The organism is Nocardia sp. 852002-20019_SCH5090214, assembly GCF_001665865.1.
Taxonomy (GTDB): Bacteria; Actinomycetota; Actinomycetes; order Mycobacteriales; family Mycobacteriaceae; genus Nocardia; species Nocardia nova.
Window position 1 is genome coordinate 1 of record NZ_LZMK01000314.1, and the last position, 697, is coordinate 697.

2 pseudogenes are annotated in these 697 nt (G+C 70.9%); both read right to left on the reverse strand.

What is annotated here, in order from left to right:
• A pseudogene (locus A5780_RS25085) lies at positions 1–518 on the reverse strand (hypothetical protein); the annotation flags it as partial.
• Positions 518–697, reverse strand: a pseudogene (locus A5780_RS41300) (hypothetical protein); the annotation flags it as partial. The pseudogenes A5780_RS41300 and A5780_RS25085, both read right to left, overlap by 1 nt.

Consider the following 697-nt stretch of genomic DNA (forward strand, 5'->3'; position numbering starts at 1 on the left):
ACGGTCGAGATGAGCGCTTCGAGGGCGTAGCTGGCCCAGTACAGCGGTTCGCCGGGCCCGCCGGGCGCGAGGTTGTGTTGCACGTTGACCGCGGAGAACAGCATCGCGGCGATCACAACGCCGGCCAGCGCGCGCGTGGACCACTTGCGCACCACGTACAGCTTGGCCAGCTGCGCGTGTGCGCTGCCCTCGCGGTGGTGATCGGCCAGCGCGCGCCGCGCCAGCAGCAGATCGCGGGCGTCGGCGCGCACGATCTCCGAGGTCGCTTTGCGCACGTGCGCCGCGGTGGCCTCGCTCGCCTCGATCGCGGCGAGTTTCTCAGTGCGTTCGTGCTCGCGCAGGCGTTCGGCGACCGCGCGATCGGCGGCCAGCTCGTCCTCCGACAGCGCCGCGACCAGGGCGGGATTGTCCTGGTGGGCGAGCCGGTCCTGCGCGATCTGCACGCGCCGTGGCAGATCGGCAGTGACCAGCAGATCCGCACTGCTCACAGGTTTGGTGGTGGGTTTGCGACGGAACATCAGTTCTCCCCTTCCCCGGTCCGGGTGGTCGTCTCGACCTGACTGCGCCAGCGGTCGGCATCCCGCTCGGCGGTGGCCAGCGCCCGCTCCAACGTGGAGATCCGGGCCTCGGCAGCGGATTGGATACGAGCGATATCGGCGGCGTGATCGGCGCGCAGCTGCTCGCGGTCGGTGCGGGC